This is a genomic window from Psychroflexus planctonicus (assembly GCF_014640195.1).
Lineage (GTDB): Bacteria > Bacteroidota > Bacteroidia > Flavobacteriales > Flavobacteriaceae > Psychroflexus > Psychroflexus planctonicus.
This window is the reverse complement of sequence record NZ_BMGM01000003.1, coordinates 104,388-122,505: the sequence shown is the minus strand read 5'-3', so window position 1 is coordinate 122,505 and position 18,118 is coordinate 104,388. Positions and strand designations below refer to the sequence as shown.

Annotated in this window: 16 protein-coding genes; 9 read left to right on the top strand and 7 right to left on the bottom strand. The window is 34.3% G+C overall.

The annotated features are described in order from the left end of the window. Window positions 1-47 precede the first annotated feature (47 nt). Together kdsA and IEV72_RS04160 are read right to left on the bottom strand one after the other, a co-directional pair. Window positions 48-866 (bottom strand): 3-deoxy-8-phosphooctulonate synthase, encoded by an 819-nt coding sequence (gene kdsA, locus IEV72_RS04165; protein WP_188457837.1) that lies wholly within the window; start codon window positions 864-866, stop codon window positions 48-50. Window positions 867-1,017: 151 nt separating this feature from the next. After that, window positions 1,018-2,076, bottom strand: a complete 1,059-nt coding sequence (locus tag IEV72_RS04160) for a virulence RhuM family protein (RefSeq protein ID WP_188457836.1) — start codon at window positions 2,074-2,076, stop codon at window positions 1,018-1,020. A gap of 632 nt (window positions 2,077-2,708) precedes the next feature. Between IEV72_RS04160 and trxA the strand changes: the two genes are divergently transcribed. Beyond that, a complete protein-coding gene (gene trxA, locus IEV72_RS04155) occupies window positions 2,709-3,008 on the top strand; it encodes a thioredoxin (RefSeq protein ID WP_188457835.1) in 300 nt (99 codons plus the stop codon). A gap of 154 nt (window positions 3,009-3,162) precedes the next feature. Here the strand turns inward: trxA and IEV72_RS04150 are convergent, their stop codons facing one another. The 3 genes from IEV72_RS04150 to gldA are packed head-to-tail and all read right to left on the bottom strand — an operon-like array spanning window position 3,163 to window position 9,582. Further along, entirely contained in the window at window positions 3,163-7,287 is a 4,125-nt protein-coding gene (locus IEV72_RS04150; RefSeq protein WP_188457834.1) for a S8 family serine peptidase, read from the bottom strand. Window positions 7,288-7,324: 37 nt separating this feature from the next. After that, window positions 7,325-8,665: a M28 family peptidase gene (locus tag IEV72_RS04145; protein ID WP_188457833.1), complete on the bottom strand. Its 1,341-nt coding sequence runs from the start codon at window positions 8,663-8,665 to the stop codon at window positions 7,325-7,327. An 11-nt stretch (window positions 8,666-8,676) separates the two neighbouring features. Further along, on the bottom strand, window positions 8,677-9,582 hold the full coding sequence (gldA, locus tag IEV72_RS04140) for a gliding motility-associated ABC transporter ATP-binding subunit GldA (protein WP_188457832.1): 906 nt from the start codon (window positions 9,580-9,582) through the stop codon (window positions 8,677-8,679). A 382-nt stretch (window positions 9,583-9,964) separates the two neighbouring features. Between gldA and IEV72_RS04135 the strand changes: the two genes are divergently transcribed. The 5 genes from IEV72_RS04135 to IEV72_RS04115 are packed head-to-tail and all read left to right on the top strand — an operon-like array spanning window position 9,965 to window position 14,625. Beyond that, the gene (locus IEV72_RS04135; protein ID WP_188457831.1) at window positions 9,965-11,062 is read left to right on the top strand and encodes a DUF2891 domain-containing protein; all 1,098 of its coding nucleotides are present in this window, start codon (window positions 9,965-9,967) and stop codon (window positions 11,060-11,062) included. Next, window positions 11,059-12,282 carry an Nramp family divalent metal transporter gene (locus IEV72_RS04130; RefSeq protein ID WP_188457830.1) on the top strand — a complete coding sequence of 408 codons (1,224 nt, stop codon included), beginning with the start codon at window positions 11,059-11,061 and terminating at the stop codon, window positions 12,280-12,282. Before IEV72_RS04135 ends, IEV72_RS04130 begins: the two co-directional genes overlap by 4 nt. A 1-nt stretch (window position 12,283) precedes the next feature. Further along, the gene (gene pxpA / locus IEV72_RS04125) at window positions 12,284-13,030 is read left to right on the top strand and encodes a 5-oxoprolinase subunit PxpA (protein ID WP_188457829.1); all 747 of its coding nucleotides are present in this window, start codon (window positions 12,284-12,286) and stop codon (window positions 13,028-13,030) included. Beyond that, entirely contained in the window at window positions 13,023-13,763 is a 741-nt protein-coding gene (pxpB, locus tag IEV72_RS04120; protein ID WP_188457828.1) for a 5-oxoprolinase subunit PxpB, read from the top strand. Before pxpA ends, pxpB begins: the two co-directional genes overlap by 8 nt. Continuing rightward, window positions 13,756-14,625 carry a 5-oxoprolinase subunit C family protein gene (locus IEV72_RS04115; RefSeq protein WP_188457827.1) on the top strand — a complete coding sequence of 290 codons (870 nt, stop codon included), beginning with the start codon at window positions 13,756-13,758 and terminating at the stop codon, window positions 14,623-14,625. The genes pxpB and IEV72_RS04115 overlap by 8 nt, the downstream gene beginning before the upstream one ends. On the opposite strand, the gene IEV72_RS04110 is transcribed toward IEV72_RS04115, so the two are convergent. Next, the gene (locus IEV72_RS04110) at window positions 14,600-14,803 is read right to left on the bottom strand and encodes a PLDc N-terminal domain-containing protein (RefSeq protein WP_188457826.1); all 204 of its coding nucleotides are present in this window, start codon (window positions 14,801-14,803) and stop codon (window positions 14,600-14,602) included. The genes IEV72_RS04115 and IEV72_RS04110 overlap by 26 nt on opposite strands. Before the next feature lie 96 nt (window positions 14,804-14,899). Continuing rightward, complete coding sequence (locus tag IEV72_RS04105; RefSeq protein WP_188457825.1) at window positions 14,900-15,688, bottom strand: transporter substrate-binding domain-containing protein; 789 nt, start codon at window positions 15,686-15,688, stop codon at window positions 14,900-14,902. Between the two features lie 213 nt (window positions 15,689-15,901). On the opposite strand from IEV72_RS04105, the gene msrA reads away from it, so the two are divergent. From msrA to dtd, 3 genes are all read left to right on the top strand, one after another. Next, window positions 15,902-16,558, top strand: a complete 657-nt coding sequence (gene msrA / locus IEV72_RS04100; RefSeq protein ID WP_188457824.1) for a peptide-methionine (S)-S-oxide reductase MsrA — start codon at window positions 15,902-15,904, stop codon at window positions 16,556-16,558. 66 nt (window positions 16,559-16,624) lie between these two features. Then, window positions 16,625-17,581, top strand: coding sequence for a ribosome small subunit-dependent GTPase A (gene rsgA / locus IEV72_RS04095; protein ID WP_188457823.1), 957 nt, complete (start codon window positions 16,625-16,627; stop codon window positions 17,579-17,581). A gap of 3 nt (window positions 17,582-17,584) precedes the next feature. Continuing rightward, entirely contained in the window at window positions 17,585-18,037 is a 453-nt protein-coding gene (gene dtd / locus IEV72_RS04090) for a D-aminoacyl-tRNA deacylase (RefSeq protein ID WP_188457822.1), read from the top strand. The last annotated feature ends 81 nt before the right edge of the window (window positions 18,038-18,118 follow it).

Genomic DNA, 18,118 nt, shown 5'->3' with positions numbered 1-18,118 from the left:
TTATGTTTATTAGCTATTCAGAAATGAATTAATAGCTGAAAAATAACTTAAAACTGATTGATGGTTTTTCTAATTTCAACTAATCGCGTCAATAAACCTTCCAAATGTTGTAAATCCAACATATTGGCTCCATCACTTTTGGCATCTTTAGGACTAAAATGAGTTTCGATAAACAAGCCATCTACTTGATTTACAATTCCAGCGCGTGCTATGGTTTCAATCATGTCTGGTCTTCCGCCGGTTACCCCTGAAGATTGATTAGGTTGCTGTAGCGAATGCGTAACATCCAAAACCGTTGGTGCGTATTGCTGCATAGTCGGAATTCCTCTGAAGTCTACAATTAAATCTTGATAGCCAAACATAGTTCCACGGTCGGTAATCATGGCTTTATAGTTTCCAGAATCGGTTACTTTAGTCACCGCATGTTTCATGCTTTCTGGACTCATAAATTGTCCTTTTTTCAAATTTATTGCTTTACCAGTTTTGGCAGCAGCCACCACCAAATCGGTTTGTCTTACCAAAAAAGCGGGGATTTGCAAAACATCTACATATTCAGCAGCCATTTCTGCATCGCTTATTTCGTGAATATCGGTAACGGTAGGAACATTAAATTCTTTACTGATTTTAGCTAGAATTTTCAGTGCTTTTTCATCACCAATTCCCGTGTAAGAATCAATTCTACTGCGGTTTGCTTTCTTAAACGAACCTTTAAATATATACGGAATCTTCAATTTATCGGTAATCTCGACAACGCGTTCAGCAATTTTAAAAGCCATGTCTTCACTTTCAATTGAACACGGTCCAGCCAATAAAAAGAAATTATTTGATGTTAAATGATTGAGTTTCGGAATCTGATTTAAATCCATGAATTATTTTTTTTCAAAGATAAGTTTTATAAATGATTTTACATTTTACCTGATAAAACTAAAAAGTGATACCATTTCACCAATCGAATTGCACACAGAAATTCTTGTATTTTCAATATTTTCTCTTTTTATTATTTTTCAGCAATACATATCATTTGCTTTTTAGTCTTTGTTTTAGTTCCTTGTCAAAATCGGAAACATAATTTTGGTCTTGAACAACACGGAATTTATCATACTCACTCTCAGCTTTTAACTTTGCTTCCAACATTGATATTTTGCCTTTATCCCTTAAAATAGGATAATCTGCCAATTCCAAAAATTGAACTAAAAAGCTATCCCAATCTTTCATATTCATTACTTGCCAGTTTCTTGCCCTATTTTCGGCTAAGTCTAAATAAGAAGTAACTATTCTTTCTAAAGCTTTTAGATGTTCAGCATTCAAATAATTTTTTGCAATCGTTACATCGCTTTTTAAAATCTTTCCGTCAGGGGCTTGCTTCCAATTTTTTAAGCCCATATAAATCTTTGTAGCATCTGCTTCGGTATAAATAATTTCTGCAGCCGTTTTCCCTGTTATTGCCCAATGTAGCTTATTTTGAACTGTAGCAAAAAAATGTTGGGTTATTTCCGATTTATTGTCATAATCAGCGGATAGTGCATAGATGTCGGTAATTTTTTGATATAAACGCCTTTCGCTTAATCGAATCTCTCGGATTCGCTCCAACATTTCTTCAAAATAATCTTCTCCAAAATGTTTGACTTGCTTCAAACGCTCATCATCCATAGCAAAACCTTTGATGATGTATTCGTGCAAAATTTCAGTTGTCCATTTTCTAAATTCAATAGCTCTTTGTGAGTTTACTCTGTAGCCAACCGCTGTTATGGCTCTTAAATTATAGTATTTTACAGTCGTTTCTTGTTCTTTCCCTTTGATAGCACCGTGTTGAGTGGTGTGTCGGAAATCCCGACACACCACTTTCTCATCTAATTCACCGTTTTCAAATATTTTTTTAAGGTGTTCGGTTATGGTAGAACGTCCTTTTTCAAAAAGTTCAGCTATTTTTTTTTGCGTTAACCAAAGCGTTTTGTCTTGATAAAAAACGTCTATATTCACTTTGCCACTTTCGGTTTTGAAAATAACAAAGTTGTTTATAGGCTGTAAATCGCTATTTTGATTTTCGTTACTCGTTTTACTCACTTTATTCTTCATACAAATTCATCAATAAAAATATAAACTTTTATTCACTAAATCGTTTTATTGCTATTTCAAATCCTCAGTGCCTATAAAATAGGAGTGTATTAGGTGGTTTTGCAATATGAAATTTGCTATTATGTGTTGTCTACATCCTTCTAATCTAAATTCCGTTACTTTACTTTGCTTTTTTTGGATAGAATTGATTAAACAATATATATCAAATGTAAAGGGTCTTTTCTAATGGAAATTAAAATTGTTTGAAAACTTATGAACATTTATTGGTCTCAAATTTAGATAAAACTTCGCACTTTAGTGCATCTGCTTTAACTTCTAAAAACTTATTAAACGCATCGAATACAATAATATAAATGGTTTGTACTTTAAAATTATTAGTGCATTGGTGGTAAAAAGACTTTTTAGTCTGCAATCAAAACTATGGACTTTAAATCCATAGTGATTGAGTTAGGTCCATAAAAGAAAAAGTGACAGGTAATTACTTAGACATTATTAGATTTGTATAGTATCGTGTTTTTAGTCAAGCTTACCATGTAATTTATTGTAGCTGTTTTTTAGCCTTTTTTGTAACATCAGTTACCATCCCAAGTCTTTTAAGTTTGTATTTTTGCACACATTAAAATCATAAGAATATGAAATCTAGTTTTAACGATATCATCAACGAAGACAAAGCCATTTTAATCGATTTTTTTGCTGACTGGTGTGGTCCTTGCAAAATGCTTGCACCTATCTTACAAGAAGTAAAAACAGAATTAGGTGAAGCGGTTAAGATTGTAAAAATTGATGTGGATAAAAATCAGGAATTAGCCGCAAAATATCAAGTTAGGGGAGTGCCGACCATGATGTTATTTAAAAAAGGACAACAAAAATGGAGACAAAGCGGTGTTTTGCAAAAAGGTGAAATTGTTCAAATTATTAAATCGAATAGCTAATTTATTTCTTTATAGTACACGACAAAAAAATAAATTCTCTAAAATTCCTTGATTTTTGCCCCGCCCCTAATGGGAGAAATCAAGGAAAATCAGGCTCCCTTTAGGGATGGGGCAGAACTGATTTGACTAATATCAATTTTTGTCGTGTACTTTACTATTTCTTAATGAATTTTTGCGTCCATTGATTTATATCTGACTTTAACTTTAAAATGTAGGTTCCAACAGAAAACGAGCTTACGTCTAAATCTATATTATTTTCTGATGATGTAATTTCCTTTTGATAGACAGACTTGCCTAAAATATCAAATACTTCAATTGAATGCGGATTTGATGTGTTGGGGATTTCAATATGTAAAAGATCTGAAGCTGGATTGGGATACAAGTTAATTCCATATGGAATAAAATTTTCGTCAGCTAAGGTTGTTGTTTCAGCAACTATTTCAAATCGAAATGCACTTGCACTCTCTGGCGAAGCATTGTCGACTTCAAATGGAATAGGGGAATCGTTTTGTAATTCAACTAAAGTGTCTGTAAAATGATCTTTCAAAAAATAAGTCACTTCACTTTCATAAAAAGTAATTTCAGGTACAAATGCATAATGCGTTTCTGTATAATTATTAATGAACAGCGGAATGCTTTCTTTATGAAGTAAATGTTGTCTTTTGGTGATGCTCCATAATTGATTGTTTCCAATAATGGCTAAATTTTCGTTTGCATTTCCCATTTTACCTGCATCCGCATCAGTAAATGCGTTGTTGTAAGTTTCATTAAAGCGCAATCCAATGGCATCAATTTCACCTTGACTATTGACTAATTTCAGATTAATTTCTTCATTGAATTCAGTATTAGAAAACACTTGTGTCGCATTTTGGTTTACATTTTTGCTTGTCTCTGTAAAAGTGATACTTGGAGTAGTAGAAACGCTTAAATTGTTTCGAATAAAAACAGCTTGCCCAGGTTGAATAAATTGATTGGCTTCTGATGTAGTAGCATGATCGCCTGTGGCAATTTCCACGGTTACAAATCCACCATTAGTATTTAAATTGGGATCCCAAATATACATAAAGTTGCTATTAATGTCGCCTGAGAAAGTAAGTAAATTAGCGTCTACAATAGCTTGATACGGATTACCCACAAAACTGAATTGTTCATTTCCTGAAGCCAAATTGGGACTAAAATCACCTACAAACAAACTGCCTTCTGTTCTTAATTTGGTGTTGGTTGGTGTTGGTGAGTTGGTGCTTAAATCGATAGTTCGATCTCCACGAATTAGCAAACGATATGGATTTCCTGCTGAAATGGTATTTACATCGGTATTATCTATTTCTGTCCAAGCTGCGCCACCTGATTGGTTTGTTTCTGCATGATCAAACCAATACATAGAAGGATTTCCGGTGCTTGTGGCATCAAAACCATTTAAGCCTGTTTGGCTTCCTGTAATATGTGTGCCAAAACCTTGGGGTTGATTTCCATTTTCTTGCCAATTTGCATAAATGCTACTTGTAGAACTGACTGGGCTAGAAAGCATTCTAAATGCGCGTGTACTTTGATTGCCTGCTGGAATCCAACGTTCAACTTGCGTTTCTACATTTACCATAGATGAAATAGGTAGTGTAGCCATTTGGCCTAAATGAGTTTTATTATTTAGGAATTTTAATAAGCCATCACCCGTGATATTTTCATCTATTTCTAGAATATCTGCTATGGCTAAAGTTGAGTTGGTTTCAATTTGAATGGATTTTGCCAAGGTCTTTTTATGTAAAGTAGCCGTTTTGTTCTCTACCCAAATATCATCTGTTAAAGTAGAAACTTCATTTTCAGGATTACTTGGTCTCCAAACCCAATCTTGAAAATGATAACCATCGTACAAGATTCGAAAATGATCAATAGCACTCATCGGACCGCTTTTACTTATTCCTTTTAAAATAATTCTAAATGGAGTAGAAGTAGTAGTAAGCGGTAAAGTAATTTCTGTCCAATCTGAATAGATTGCAGTTAAGTGAGCTATTTCAACTGGCAAACTTCCTTGTTCTTCAAAAAAAACTTTCATTTCATTTTGATTTCCTGCGTCTTCTTGCTGAACAATAAAAAACTGCAGTTGTACATTTCCAAAGCTAGAAACATCAAAATAAGGAGAAACAAAACCCAATTCTTCGGTTCCGTTTGGAACAAATACCATATTTCGGTTACCTGAATAAGGAGATCTAACGGAACCAAAATTTGTACCTGAATTAAATGGAGCCCAAAAAGCACTTGTACTTGCATCAACACTCCAACAGTCATAGGAAGCTGAAGATGAAGTGAAATCTTCCATGAAAGGAAATAAATCAAGGGTTCCACAAGGAGTTGTAAACGCAATTTTGTTCCATTCGCTAGTTTCTGAAGTACAATTGGTTTTTACAAAAAATGAATAATTAGTAGCTGGACTTAAATTAGTTGTGCTTAAGGATGTTGTTCCTGTACCTAAAGTTCCTTCTTGAATAATTTGATGATCATCAGGATGTTTTCCAGCTTCAGCAATGGCCCAATCATAACCGTTGATTTCATCTGGTGATGCGTCCCATGAAAAATCATGACTTGTTGCATCAATACTGGTTTCTGCAAGGTTTTGTATAGGAGAACAAACCACAGTATTTGGAGAAACGCCTGTTACTATTAAAGTGAAGTTTTGTTCTCCGTCTGTTAAACTTTCAGCGTGTGTAACTTCAATTGTATATTGACCGTTTGCATTAGCAATTTCAATTTTTTCAAAAGGATCAACATTATTTACTCCTGTGGTGTTGGTATTTACACCTGTGAGCTTCCAAGGAAAGTAATCTGTTGTATTTTGACTTACTTTTAAATTTAAATTGTTTACCAAAATTGGGTTTGAATCGTTAGCAGTTGTGCTTAAGGTTCCTGCTGGATCTGTCCATGAAATTGAAATTTCCAAATCTTCAATTTCGTTAGCATCAACATTTAAGGTATAAGTTTGACTATCCAGTAAAACATCTTCTATAATGATGCTTTTATTTACATTTTTATTTTGGATTTCTTCTGCTGCTTTTTTGGCATTCAACAATCCCCAGCCGTAAATCGCATCCGGTCCAGTCATTCCAGCATCGTCAGCAGTGTGTAAAACCAAAGCTTTTAAAGTTGCTGCACGCATAAAATTGCCTTGTTCACCTTCGTATAATTCTTGAAGTAGCAGTAAAGTTCCAGCCACATTTGGAGATGACATTGAAGTTCCTGTTAAGTATTCATAGGCATCATCTGCACCACTTGTAGTTGAAAAAACCCGAGTGCCAATACCAGTAATGTCGGGTTTAATACGTAAATCGTCTGTTGGTCCTTGACTTGATGAAGAATTAATATCAACTGAAAGCAACTCACCACTTGGACTTACAGAAGCCGTGTTGGCGTTAGCAACGACTAATGGATTTTTACTGGTTTTCATACCAGATAGTTTATCGTATTCAGGATTGGCCGGGTCAAGCGGATCGTCATTAAAATCAAAGTTTCCATCGTTTCCTGCTGAAGTTACCGGCAAATAGTAAGGTGCATTTACAGTTATTTCATCCCATTCTCTGGATCTACTTATATATGCACCTACAACTTCAGAAAAACCACCATCTTTAATTTGTTGACTACTAAATCCGTAAGAATGATTGGAAACCAACATGCCATTAGTTGTTTCGCTAGTAGCTTCAATTTCTGCATCGGTAAATTCATAAGCTTTAATTTGCGCTTTTTTAGCCATTCCGCGAGAGCGAAGTTGATTGTTTCCCGTGCTTGCTATAATTCCTGATACGTGTGTAGAATGATTGTCTAAATTATATTCACTTATATCTTCACCAATGGTAATTTTGCTTGTAGCATCTTCATTCTCAAAATCTTGATGTGAAATTCTAGCATGACCTGAATCCCAAACATAAGCGGTTAAATTTTCACCTTGTAGATTCAAATTAAGAACTTGATTCTCAAAAAGCCAGTCTGTTCGTGTAGAGTGTGCTGCCTGAATTGTATTTGTGGTCTGATAAAGTGGTTTTCCTTTATAAATTTCAACCATAAGCACCAAATTCCCTAAGGAATCTCGATAACGAATAGGTAAGTTGTTTTCTTTAACATATTGCTCAACTTCCTTTTTATCTTGAATACTTTTTCTTTTAAAATCTTCTTTTAATCTTGAAATTTCAGCCGAATTGTATGCTTTGTTAATTTCATTTATTTGTTCGGGAGTTTGGCTAATTCCTATAAATGGAAAAAGCAATGCACACATTACAACAAATCTATTATTCATACAAAGCCTAACTAACAGAAAACGAATATAATAAAAATTAGTTACGTAAAAGTTCATTTGGAAAAACCACAGGGCTTTCATGTCCATTTTTGCCTACTGCACTAATTCCAAAATAGTAATTGTCTATCACAATTCCGTCTAAGGTAAATTCGGTTACTTTTCCAACAAAACGAGAATTATCCCATGTAGGTGAAGTAGTATCTCGCCAATAAATTTTATATCCTGCTACATCTTCGTCTTCTATTTCGCTCCATGCTAATTTAACCGAAGCTTCAACAATTCCACCAACTTTTACTACTTCTGGCGCTGGTGGTGCCCAAGCTAAACTCGCCATGTTAATGGCATTTACTGAAGTCAGCTTCTTCACATATTCAAAGTTTACATATTCAATTACATCGCCATATTCAATGCCGTTTTCTGTACGAATGTCTTGGTGCTGACGATTATAATTTTCGTGGCTTTCCATAATTCTGATGCCGGGATAACCTACATCATTAAAAGGTTTATGATGACCACCACGACCAAAACGGTCTAAGCGATACACCATTTGTGGGTTCATTTCAGGCATATAGGTTTTGGTGGTTTTGTGAACGTATCTAGCCAATTGTCTTGAAGCTCCATCTACTTCGCCACCATAAAATCGCTTCATGATTCGGTCACGCTCGGTTTCTAAAGGATTGTGTGCTTCAGAAAAAATTCGAAAACTTCTATTATCAATCACACCATCAACACCTTCAATATTTCCTATCATGTCGTTATTTAAAATTCCTATCAGTTTCCAGTTTTTTTCTTTTGCATATTCAGCTAAAAACTGACCGCCAAACAAACCTTGTTCTTCACCACTTAATCCAACATAAGCAATGCTGTGGTCAAATTCATATTGAGATAAAACTCGTGCTGCTTCCATTGCTCCAGCTACACCAGTGGCGTTATCGTTGGCTCCAGGTGCATCAATTTCATAATTCATAGTGTTAGAAGCACGGGAGTCGATGTCACCGCTCATCATGACATACGAATCAGGGTATTTTTTTCCACGTTGAATGGCTACTACATTGACAACATAAGTATCAAAAGGAACACGATTTCCCATTTCCTTGGTCACCATTTTTTTCTGGTAAAACACTTCTAAACAACCACCACATTCTTTGGAAATTTTTTCAAATTCACTTTTTATCCAACGTCGTGCAGCACCAATTCCGCGAGTATCACTAAGGGTGTCGCTAAAAGTGTTTCGAGTACCAAAATCTACTAGTTGTTGCACATCTTGTTCAAGTCGTTCAGCTGAAACCTTTTCGATAATATCATAAATTTTGGGATTGGTTTGTGCAGTTGCTATTGTTAATGCAAAAGTGAATACAAGTAAAAATATATGTTTCATAGGTGTTTATTTTAAGTAAATTCTTCAGTTGATGTCAATTCTAAAAATAGGTTTTCTAAACTTTGGGTTTTCTTATTCAATTGAATGATTTTCAATCCTTTGTCGTAAGCGAAATCGAATACTGTTGAACGCATGTCTTTTTCAACTTTAAAGCTGAGTTCGTACAAAAATCCTCTCGGATTGGAAATACTCAACAAATGCGGCAATTCTTTTAAGGCTTGCTCTTCAATGCGGTAATTGAACTCCACTTCAATCATTTGTTGGTCAGTTTGGGTTTCGGTTAAATCTTTATCGGCAACCAACTCACCATTATTAATTATAATTGCTCGATCGCAAATGGCTTCTACTTCTTGCATGATGTGGGTAGAAAGCATCACGGTTTTGTCTTTTGCCAAGGAGCGAATCAATTGTCGGATTTCTACCAACTGCTTTGGATCTAAACCGGTAGTAGGTTCATCTAAAATTAAAACTTTGGGTTCGTGCAATAAAGCGGCTGCCAATCCAACCCGTTGCCGATATCCTTTGGAAAGTTGTTCAATTTTTTTATGCGCATTTTCTGTAAGACCTGTCAATTCGATATATTCCTGAATTTTACTTTTGGAAATATGGTGAATTTCAGCATGAAATGATAAGTATTCCTTCACATACATTTCTTCGTACAACGGATTATGCTCAGGCAAATAGCCGATTATTTTTTGAACTTCCAGTTTTTGTTCATGGACAGGAATCCCATCAATTTCTACTGAGCCTTCATCTGCCGACAAATAACCCGTTAAAATCTTCATTAAAGTAGATTTCCCCGCTCCATTTGGACCCAAAAAACCTAAAATTTGATGATTTGGAACAAAAAAACTTACTTGATTTAAGGCTTTTTGTGAGCCGTAAGATTTACTAACTTGATGAACCTTAATGGACATTTTTTGAATTTTTTGTGATTTTACAATAATAATGCATTCAAAGCGCATTAAGCATTAAACTTTCTTTAAAACCTGATTTCATTTATACTCACTTTGTCAAAAGAGCTTAAAATGTTGCGATACGAACTTTTTCATAATATTATATAAAGATATTGCGGAGTTATAAAATGAAGTAGATTGCTGTTTAAAACCGAATATAATAATTAAAGGTCAATTAAAACACCCATTTACTGCGTTAATTTTTTTCTCGATAGCTAGGCTATCCTTCAAAAAATTGCCTTGCAACTGAATATTTTAATTGATTTTGACTTTCTGATTATAATTAAAATCAGGTTTAAAAGTCAAGCGAATCTGCTACATTTGAAAATTAAAATCCATTACATTGAAAAAATTAGCTGTACTAACTTGTGTTTTTCTACTGTTTTCATGTGAATTTACCACAGAAAATCAAACATCTGAAACTACCAAAACAACTTTTCCAGAGTTCACTAAAGAAAATGCGGAACAGCTAGCCAGCTTGCCTTTGGAATGCATTTCGCAAGAATATCCCAACAAATTAGGTCAAGTATTAGGAAGCGAATCCGATTTAGCCACACCAAAGGAATTAAGACCCGCATTTTATGGCTGCTTCGATTGGCATTCTGCAGTACACGGACATTGGTCGTTGGTGGTTTTGTTGAAAAAATATCCCGATTTGAAACAAGCAGAATCCATCAAACTTCAATTGAAGGAGCATCTTTCAAAAGAACACATTCAACAAGAAATCGCTTTTTTTGAAACAGAAGAAAATGCTTCATTTGAACGCACTTACGGTTGGGCTTGGCTGTTTCAATTAGCAACAGAATTGCATTCTTGGGATGATGAACTTTCAGCAGAATTGCTGCAAAATATTCAGCCTTTAGTTGAAGTTTTAGAAACCAAAATGATGGATTTTCTACCCAAATTAGTCTATCCAATTCGTGTTGGTGAACATTCTAACACCGCATTTGCATTGTCTTTTACATATGATTATGCTGTGGCATTCAAAAAAGAAGCTTTGCAAAATTTGATTGTTGAACGAGCAAAAACCTATTATTTAGACGATAAAAATTGTCCGATTACTTGGGAACCTAGCGGATATGATTTTTTATCTCCATGCTTAGAAGAAGCCAAATTGATGTCTAAAATTCTAAATGAAGATGAATTTTTTGATTGGTCTTATGCATTTTTACCAGAGTTATATGATTCAAATTTTGATTTAGAAATTGCCAAAGTAAGCGACCGAAGTGATGGAAAATTAGTGCATTTGGATGGATTGAATTTCAGTCGAGCATGGAATCTTTTTGAACTGGCAAAACAACCTGATTTAGCACATTTAGAAGAATTGGCCAACCAACATTTTGTGGCCGCTTATCCAAATTTGGTAGGCGATGCTTACGAAGGCTCACATTGGTTAGGCAGTTTTGCTTTGTACGCCATCAAACAACAAAAAGCCTTGTGAAAAAACTTTTCCAGAACATCGGTCCAAGTGCTTTAATTGCCGCTGCCTTTATCGGTCCAGGAACCATCACCGTTTGCAGTATGGCAGGAATTGCCTTTGGATACGATTTGCTTTGGGCTTTGTTGTTTTCCATTTTAGCAACCATCGTTTTGCAGGAAATGTCTGCACGCTTGGGATTGGTTACAGGTAAAGATTTAGCCGGATTAATTCGCATTTATTTTACTACGCCTTGGAAAAAAATACTTTCTTTAATATTGGTAATTGTTGCCATTGTACTAGGAAACGCTGCTTACGAAGCGGGAAATATTACCGGAGCTGTTTTGGGTTTTGATGCGGTTTTCAAGTTGGATAAGGTTTCTTTTTTTGAAATGGATTTGAATATTTTACCCATTTTAATCGGAGGAATTGCCATCTTCATTTTAGCTTTAGGGTCGTATAAAAAAATAGAAAACGTATTGATGCTTCTCGTGGTGTTGATGAGCTTGTCGTTTGTGATTTCCGCTTTGTTGATTGCTCCAGATTGGTTAGGCATTGCCAAAGGGATTTTTGTACCTAGTTTTCCTGAAAATTCGCTGACCAGTATTTTAGCGATTGTAGGTACAACGGTAGTTCCGTACAATTTGTTTTTGCATTCGGCCATTGTACAAGAAAAATGGAATTCGCCTAACGCCATCAAATATGCACGATGGGATATTTTTATTGCGGTGGGTTTGGGCGGTATAGTTTCCATGGCGGTGCTAATTTCGGGTGCTGCCTTGTACCAAGAAGGAATCATGACTAGCGACTTTTCAAAGTTTGCCGATAGTTTAGCTCCTTTGTATGGCGATTATGCTAGTTATTTATTGGGTTTTGGCTTTTTTGCAGCAGGAATTACATCCACCATTACGGCTGCATTGGCAGCAGCTTATGTGCTAAAATCTACTTTAAACTGGCAAGGAAAATCAGGAAAATTGTATTTTAAATTGGTGTGGATCGGCATTATTTTATCGGGTGTAATTTTTTCAAGTTTGGGGATTCAACCTTTGGAATTGATTCAAACTGCTCAAATTAGTAACGCAATTCTATTGCCGTTTGCCGCAATTTTCTTATATATTATAGTAAGCAATAAAAAATGGATGGGGAAGTACAAAAACAATTTCTGGCAGTCCGCTTTTGGATTTTTCATTTTGCTGTTTAGTTTGTTTTTGGGTTTCAAAAGTGTACTTAAATTTATTTCTTAAAATGAAAAAAACAATCAACATTAATTGCGATTTAGGTGAAGGCGGAAAGTTGGATAGCCAAATAATGCCACTGATTTCTAGTTGCAACATTGCGTGTGGTGGTCATTTTGGAGATGATAAAAGCATAAAAAATGCCATGCAGTTGGCTCAGAAACATTCGGTTTTAGTCGGTGCACATCCTTCATTTCCCGATTTGAAGAATTTTGGAAGGATTACTTTACAAATGAATCCAGCTGAATTAAAAAATAGCTTGCATGAACAACTAACTAGTTTTTATAAAATAGCAAATGAATTAAAAATTGAGATTCATCATGTTAAGCCGCATGGCGCTTTGTATCATGAAGTGGCTTTGAATTCTGAAATGGCTCAGCTTTTTTTGGAAGTGGTGAATCATTTTTCCAAAGAAATTATTCTCTACACCGCACCGAATTCAGCATTGTCAAAATTGAATATTTCGAAAAATAGAATTCATGTTGAAGTTTTTGCTGACCGTGCCTACCACAATAACGGAAACTTAGTGAGTAGAAGTGAAGCCAATGCGGTTTTAACAGAAAGTAAACAGGTTGCTGAACAAGTTTTGAATTTAGCCTTGCATCAAAAGGTGAAAAGTAGGGAAGGAGAAGCGTTTAAATTTGATTTTGATACCCTTTGTTTCCATAGCGACTCGCCCAATGCTTTGAAAAATTTGCAGTTGGTCAATACCATTTTACAGGAAAATCACATTCAAATTGAAAAAGTAAATGCTTAACATCAAACGTATTTTGAATTTAGGAAGCCATGTGATTTTAGTGGAATTTGATACTGAAATCAAGCCTGAATCCTTGCATCAATTGTTGAAAATTAAAGCCGTTTTAGCAAAGAAATATCACCATAAAAAAGTTGAAGTTACCAACACCTATGCGAGTTTGTGTATTCATTTTTTAAATGAAAATAAAATTGAATTAAATACTGAAAAAGAACGTATTAAAAGTATTATCTCAAGTATAGATTTAAGTGAAATTAGTTCTGCTATTTCATCAAAATTACATGTTTTGCCGGTTTGTTATGCAGATGAATTTGCACCCGATTTAGATTTTTTAGCTAAGGAGTTGAAGCTATCCAAACAACAAATCATCAATTTACATACCGAACCCAAATACACGATTTATTTCCACGGTTTTTTACCCGGCTTTTTATATTTGGGTGGTTTACCTGAAACTTTGCATTTTCCCAGAAAAAAAACTCCACGATTGCAAATTCCAAAAGGAAGTGTTGGCATTGGTGGAGAACAAACGGGTGTTTATCCAAGTGAAAGTCCTGGCGGTTGGCAATTGATTGGCAATTGTCCTTTGGATTTGTTTGATGTATATCAAAATCCACCTACACAGTTTCAAGCGGGCGACCAAATTCAATTTGAAGCGATTTCAAAAGAAGCCCATCAAGAAATTAAACAGCAGGTTAAAGAAGGTAAGTATCAACATCAAATTCAAACACATGATTAAAGTCTTACATTCAGGTTTGCATAGCAGTTTGCAAGATATGGGACGATTTGGCGTGGCTAAATACGCTATTCCGCAATCGGGTGTAATGGATTCCTATTCGGCTAGTTTTGCTAATTTGTTGCTTCAAAATAAGAAAGATGCTACTGTTTTGGAAGTTACTATACAAGGTCCGAAATTGGAATTTGAAACCAAAGCAACATTGGTTTGTTCAGGTTTAAAAGCAAAAATCCTTTTGAACGAAAACCCCATTTCGTTAAATGAAGTCTTTAAAGTACAACAAGGAGATGTTTTGCATGTTCAACAAGTAATGGAAGGAAACTACCTTTACTTGGCTTGCAAAGGTGGTTTTGAAAGTGAATCTGTTTTGGGTTCAAGTAGTTTTTACAACGGAATTACCCAACAGGCTAAATTGAAAAAAGGGGATCGTTTTCAATTGAATTCGGCTGCTTCAACTACAGCAAATGCTTCAACTGAAACGCACTCGCATTTAAAATTTAAAAAGGAGTTTTTCAGCAATCCTACGATTGAAGTTTTTGAAGGGCCTGAATTTCATCTGCTTAATTCACAACAGCAAGAACAATTATTCAATTCAATTTTTCATCTTTCCAAAAATTACAACCGAATGGCTTTTCAACTAGAAGAAACTTTTGAAAATGAATTGGATTCGATTTTAACTTCGCCAGTAATTCCTGGAACGGTGCAACTCACGCCCGATGGAAAATTAATTGTATTGATGAAGGATGCACAGACTACAGGTGGTTATCCACGTATTTTGCAGTTGACCAAAAAAGGAATTTTTCAATTGGCACAGAAAAGACAAAATGAAAATTTGCAGTTTACAACTTCTGCTTTCGACCGATAAAAAAATATAAAATTGCTCCTAAAAAATTACCCAATAAAACAACCAAAACCCAGACTAGTTTATTGTTACTAGTAAATTCGTTTCTTAGAATATCAACAAGTGCAATAATGCTAGGTAAAATAAAAATAAATAAAGTAATTAATATTAAAATGCTTTGCCAAGCTCCAATTGAAATCATAATAGTTGTTTTAGGTAATCCATTTTATCTGTATCTTAAATTTAAATAAAATAAGATTCAATGGAATGTTTTAGTATTTCAAATTCTGAGACCAATTTAAAATTTTTCTGGTAATAATGGGTTGTGAAGTACAAAAGTTCTCCGTTTATCTAAGTGCAGTTGTTCTTTAATTTTTCCGTAAAATGCATCAAAAATCTGGTCTAATTCACCTGAAGAAAGTAATTTTTTCAAACCGATTTCAATGCGTTTGGCTAATTTATATTTATCTGGATGTACATAGAAGTACAGTGGAAATCTATAGGAAAGTAGAATGTTATCATCTATCATTAAGCCTTTTAGGTTTGTTGTTTTATTTTTAAAAATACCTAAAACTTCATTAGCACCAAAAGAAAGATAATCAAATTCTTTGTTTTGCAGTCGTTTAAAAATATCATCAAAATTTCCATTTTCTACAACATTAAACTCATTGTGTCTAAAAATATCAGCATCGCTCCATGTTTCAGGAATACCTAGCCTTAATGCTTGTATACTTTGCCTTTCTTTTATTTTTTCAAATTGTTTTTTATCATCTTCTCTAATTATTAAAACGCGTTGGCCTAAAATATTTTTGAGAATAGGAATTGGTATTATGATAGCTTTTGTGTTTTCGAATTTTTTATTTCCAGCGACGCTAACTAACACATCGTGATTTTGTTCAGAAAAAGCAAGTGATTCCATTTTTCCAGGATATTCTGCTGTATTTTCTTTAATCAGGCATTTCCCATATTCTTCTTCGGTGACTTTCAATAGCGCAAATAATATTTCCCGTTCATATTCTTGTCGGGCTAGCGAACGATTTCCACTCCAAAAGTCTATTATTGTGGGGGTTTCAATTTTATTTTTCATTAGTTTAGATTTCTTTTTTCATTTGCACAAGTAAAAAGTAAAACAACAAAAATTGGAATAAAACTAATTAGAAAAAATGTTTTTCTTGTAAAATAGCTTTCTTTTTGAAATCTCATAATCATCAATTTTAGCAGTTCTTTGAAATTTGATAGATAATTAACAGATTGTCATCTAGCATTTTGTGTAATGCGTTTAATTTTGTACAAAAAACGAATGAGATCTTTAATTGTATTACTGAGTTTAAGTTTTGTATGTTTTTCATGTGCGGAAGCGCAAATTTCACAACCTAATTTAAAAAAACAAGATGTAGAGCCTGTTGAAGTTCCTATGCAAAACGGACTTGCCAAAGCCTATTTTGCTAGCGGCTGTTTCTGGTGTGTAGAAGCCGTTTACGAAAGTGTGTATGGCGTAAAAGAATCGATTTCTGGTTATGCGGGTGGACATACCCAAAATCCTACTTACGAAGCTAGTAACACTGGAACAACTGGTCATGCAGAAGCGGTTGAAATAATTTACAATCCTGAAAAAGTTAGTTTTAAAACCTTGGTAGACGTTTATTTTGGTTCGCAAAATATAGAACAAGTCAACGGTCAAGGACCAGATAAAGGCTCACAATATCGCTCGATAATTTTTTATCAAAATGAAGAACAGAAACAAATTATTTTAGATAAAATTGAAGCGCTTTCCAAAACCTATTCGCCTGTAGCTGCTGAAGTGATGCCATTCGAAAAATTTTGGGTTGCAGAAGATTATCATCAAGATTACAAAAAACACCATCCTAACAATTCGTATATCCAAAATGTATCAAACCCAAGGTTAAAGGCTTTCAAGCAAAAGTTCCCAGAATTACTTAACGAAAATAATAGATAGATTTTTCTAATTCAGAAAGACTTTTTCTTTGAAATACAGCATCTTTGTTTAAAATTATAAACTAAATTGAAAAAACGCGGCATTGTTTATAAGTCAACGGGCAGTTGGTACACGGTAAAAGGAGAAGATGGTAAAATTTATCCTTCCCGAATAAAAGGTAAATTTAGAATACAAGGCATAAAAAGTACCAATCCAGTTGCCGTTGGAGATGTTGTTGTACTTAAAGTAGAAACCAAGGGAGACGAAGAAGTTGGTGTAATTCAAGAAATTGAAGAACGTAAAAATTACATCATTCGGAAATCGGTTAATTTATCTAAACAAACTCATATTTTAGCAGCTAATATCGATTTGGCCTGTTTGATGATTACTTATAATAATCCGCCAACTTCTACCACATTTATCGATCGGTTTTTAGTTACCGCTGAAGCTTATCATATTCCAGTAATTTTGCTATTCAATAAGGTAGATGCATACAATTTAGAAGAATTTGCTGAAATGAAATTTTTAGCAGAATTATACCGGAATATAGGCTACCAATGCATCGGTATTTCAGCAGAAACTGGAAAAAATATCGATGAAGTAAAATCCTTGATGAAAGGAAAAAAAGTACTCTTATCTGGTCATTCTGGCGTTGGAAAATCTACTTTAGCCAATGCGCTTCAACCAGGGTTGAATTTAAAAACTTCTTCTATTTCGCTTCAACATCAACAAGGACAACATACCACAACTTTTGCAGAAATGTACGATTTAGACTTTGGTGCTCAATTAATCGATACGCCTGGAATTCGTGGTTTTGGTGTGGTTGATATCAATGAAAATGAATTAGGTGATTATTTTCCAGAGTTTTTCGCCTTAAAGCAAGACTGCAAATTTCACAATTGCAAACATATTGAAGAACCTAAATGTGCAGTTAAAGAAGCTTTAGAAAAAGATGAAATTGCTTATTCGCGATACAAAAGTTACTTGCAAATTATCAACAACGAAGACGAACAATACCGATCAGACATTTACGGAGAAAAATAGTTTATGCGTATTATTATTCAACGAGTTAGCCAAGCAAAAGTAGAAGTAGACCAAGATGTAATAGGAAATATTGGTCAAGGTTTGTTGGTTTTATTAGGCATTGAAAATGAAGATACCCAAGAAGATATCGAGTGGCTTTCTAGAAAGTTAGTGAACATGCGCATATTTTCAGATGAAGCTTCAATGATGAACAAAAGTTGTTTAGATGTAAATGGAGAACTTTTAGTTGTTAGCCAGTTTACGCTTCATGCTTCAACTAAAAAGGGAAACAGACCAAGCTTTATAAAAGCAGCAAAACCAGAAAAAGCAGAGATTCTTTACAATCAATTTGTTAATCACCTAAAAGAAAACTATTCCATTAAAATTGAAACTGGACAATTTGGAGCTATGATGAACGTAAGTTTGGTTAATGATGGTCCTGTTACCTTGTTTATAGATTCTAAACAAAAGGAATAAAGCTTTTTGATTTGAAGATTATTTAAATTTACAAAGCTTTTGTTTGTTAAGAAAATCAAAATATTTATTTTTGATGTATAT

Coding starts and splice junctions, on each gene's coding strand:
- pxpB (WP_188457828.1), top strand. CDS start 13,023: ATGCTTAACATCAAACGTATTTTGAATTTAGGAAGCCATGTGATTTTA.
- msrA (WP_188457824.1), top strand. CDS start 15,902: ATGAGATCTTTAATTGTATTACTGAGTTTAAGTTTTGTATGTTTTTCA.
- trxA (WP_188457835.1), top strand. CDS start 2,709: ATGAAATCTAGTTTTAACGATATCATCAACGAAGACAAAGCCATTTTA.
- kdsA (WP_188457837.1), bottom strand. CDS start 866: ATGGATTTAAATCAGATTCCGAAACTCAATCATTTAACATCAAATAAT.
- IEV72_RS04110 (WP_188457826.1), bottom strand. CDS start 14,803: ATGATTTCAATTGGAGCTTGGCAAAGCATTTTAATATTAATTACTTTA.
- dtd (WP_188457822.1), top strand. CDS start 17,585: ATGCGTATTATTATTCAACGAGTTAGCCAAGCAAAAGTAGAAGTAGAC.
- IEV72_RS04105 (WP_188457825.1), bottom strand. CDS start 15,688: ATGAAAAATAAAATTGAAACCCCCACAATAATAGACTTTTGGAGTGGA.
- pxpA (WP_188457829.1), top strand. CDS start 12,284: ATGAAAAAAACAATCAACATTAATTGCGATTTAGGTGAAGGCGGAAAG.
- IEV72_RS04115 (WP_188457827.1), top strand. CDS start 13,756: ATGATTAAAGTCTTACATTCAGGTTTGCATAGCAGTTTGCAAGATATG.
- gldA (WP_188457832.1), bottom strand. CDS start 9,582: ATGTCCATTAAGGTTCATCAAGTTAGTAAATCTTACGGCTCACAAAAA.
- IEV72_RS04150 (WP_188457834.1), bottom strand. CDS start 7,287: ATGAATAATAGATTTGTTGTAATGTGTGCATTGCTTTTTCCATTTATA.
- IEV72_RS04160 (WP_188457836.1), bottom strand. CDS start 2,076: ATGAAGAATAAAGTGAGTAAAACGAGTAACGAAAATCAAAATAGCGAT.
- IEV72_RS04145 (WP_188457833.1), bottom strand. CDS start 8,665: ATGAAACATATATTTTTACTTGTATTCACTTTTGCATTAACAATAGCA.